Annotated in this window: 3 protein-coding genes and 1 pseudogene; 2 read left to right on the plus strand and 2 right to left on the minus strand. The window is 40.3% G+C overall.

Annotation, left to right across the window (positions count from 1 at the left end; all coding sequences use genetic code 11):
- Together NDI34_RS28060 and NDI34_RS28065 are read left to right on the plus strand one after the other, a co-directional pair.
- Window positions 1–106: pseudogene (locus NDI34_RS28060) on the plus strand (IS630 family transposase); the annotation flags it as partial.
- A gap of 384 nt (window positions 107–490) precedes the next feature.
- Complete coding sequence (locus NDI34_RS28065) at window positions 491–736, plus strand: phage integrase N-terminal SAM-like domain-containing protein (RefSeq protein WP_348234491.1); 246 nt, start codon at window positions 491–493, stop codon at window positions 734–736.
- A 228-nt stretch (window positions 737–964) separates the two neighbouring features.
- Here the strand turns inward: NDI34_RS28065 and NDI34_RS28070 are convergent, their stop codons facing one another.
- Entirely contained in the window at window positions 965–1,483 is a 519-nt protein-coding gene (locus NDI34_RS28070) for a DUF1993 domain-containing protein (protein WP_348234492.1), read from the minus strand.
- 152 nt (window positions 1,484–1,635) lie between these two features.
- Window positions 1,636–2,047: cupin domain-containing protein (locus NDI34_RS28075; RefSeq protein WP_348234493.1), on the minus strand; the 412-nt coding region annotated here is incomplete at its 5' end.

The following is a 2,047-nucleotide window of genomic DNA, read 5'->3' on the forward strand; positions in this document are numbered from 1 at the left end:
TGAATGGATAGAGATAGAGGCTTATCGGGACTGGAAAAGTTTAGTAAAGTATGTCAAAAATGTGCTAAAAAAAGTCGGAACCGAATATGTAATTAATTTTGCTTAAGCACTTATAATAATTGCCATCCTACACCTTTATCAGAATTTAAACCAGATTCACGAAGACTCCATACTGCCAATGATTTGGCTGTCTAGCAGTGATGCTGCTAAAACATTCTTAGTATAGCTAACTATTTATTATACGGAAAGTTTCCGTATAATCTTTTTCTCAATCCTAATACATCAAGCGTTATAACGGATTCTTGCCTGAATCTACGGAAAACTTCTTTTTTACCCGCTTATTTAGGTATTATACAGAATTTTTCCGTATAACCACCCTTTACAGGAGGATTATATAGAATTTTTCCTTGTATCCCTTGATGTTATATAGAAATTTTCCGTATAACATCCTTATTTAGGATATGACACGGAATTTTCTGCACAACTTCCAATGGAACAACGTCCAAAGAAACTCCTCGAACAGGTGCAAGATGTTATCAGGCTTAAGCACTATTCTTATCAAACAGAGAAAACCTATATCTATTGGATTAGACGCTATATCCTTTTTCATAATAAGCGCCATCCCAAAGATATGGGAAGTAAGGAAATTGAAGAATTTTTAACACATCTTGCTGTCAATGAAAATGTGGCTGCATCAACGCAAAATCAAGCACTTCATGCTGTTTTGTTTCTCTAAAAAGAGGTATTAAAACAAGATTTAGATTTGAAAGTCAATGCAGTTCGTGCAAAGAAATCTAACTATTTACCAACCGTTTTGACAAAAGATGAAGTTTTAGCAATTCTTCAAAAGTTATCCGGCGTATATCAACTTTTAATTAAGTTGCTTTATGGCACTGGTTTACGCTGTGGCAATAATCCCGAATTTAGAGCGAGTGACTCTTGACCGTTCGCTGCATTTGAATAGTTAGGCTTCATCCTTTCTGATTAATGGCACCAAGTGCATCATGTAATCTCGTTTTCCAATTGGTACACCAGCCATGCGAAGAATATCGTAAGCCGTGACCATATGGAAGTAAAAGTTTGGAATTAGAAATTCATTCACGTAGGCATTACCAGACAACTCGACGTAGAGGCTCAGACCCAAGTCAATGCGCGTCACCTCAGCTAGCTTTGCATCTTCAGCGTTAACACCCAAAAGAAGTTCCTTAGTGTTTGCTATGTGCTCGTATGCCTGTGCAAGAGATGTGACCTCTGGATCTAGATTATTCGCAGGTTTGCCATCACACCAGAGAGCAAAGTTGCGTGGTTGATTGCAGGTGAAAGCAATCTGTGTACCAAACGGAAGCATGTCAGCTGCAATGCGCTTTTGAAGGAACAACTCGTCATCACAAAAATGAGTCTGAGCTGACTTCAAGAGATGCTCAAGAGTCGCTAAGCGGCTTTGAAAGAGGGTTCGGATTAAATCTATATTCTGGCTTTGCATTTTGTGATCCCTCAAGTCTTTTTTATGAACCCTAGCTGTACTTAGAACAAATTTCAGCCTAACGCTCTTGGTCAGCGGTTGCCAACACTTTATTTAACTCCACAAGTGGCCGCTGCACTAGGGTTGTTATGCCACGACCACTCCAAGAGATATCAATCCTCAGTAGATTGCTTGCTGCTCCAGAAAAGTTGAAGCGCTGATTCATCAAATATGTAAGCTGACTCACCATCCCTAATCACTCGTTTACCAAGCCGAGGAAAAACGCCAACATCTAAGCGTCCTGCTTCTCCACCTATCAGATATACAAGGTCTTCATTGAATGGATTACGAAGATGATGGGGTTGTTGAGGTAGCCCAAAGCCCATGAAGTCTCCTGGCCCGACTTCGCACTCCACATCTCCAATTTCCGCAATACCTCGGCCCGACAAAATGTAAACCCATTCTTCTTCATTAGACCTCCTGCATGAATGAGAAAATAGTGTGCCAGTTGGCGATCGTCGAATTGCAAAATTAAGGAGAGACAAGGAGCAACTTAAGGAGGGGGCGATGCCATACACACAGTTA

Origin of the sequence: Trichocoleus sp. DQ-U1, assembly GCF_039961925.1 — a bacterium.
Classification (GTDB): domain Bacteria; phylum Cyanobacteriota; class Cyanobacteriia; order Cyanobacteriales; family FACHB-T130; genus FACHB-T130.

Coding starts and splice junctions, on each gene's coding strand:
- NDI34_RS28065 (WP_348234491.1), top strand. CDS start 491: ATGGAACAACGTCCAAAGAAACTCCTCGAACAGGTGCAAGATGTTATC.
- NDI34_RS28070 (WP_348234492.1), bottom strand. CDS start 1,483: ATGCAAAGCCAGAATATAGATTTAATCCGAACCCTCTTTCAAAGCCGC.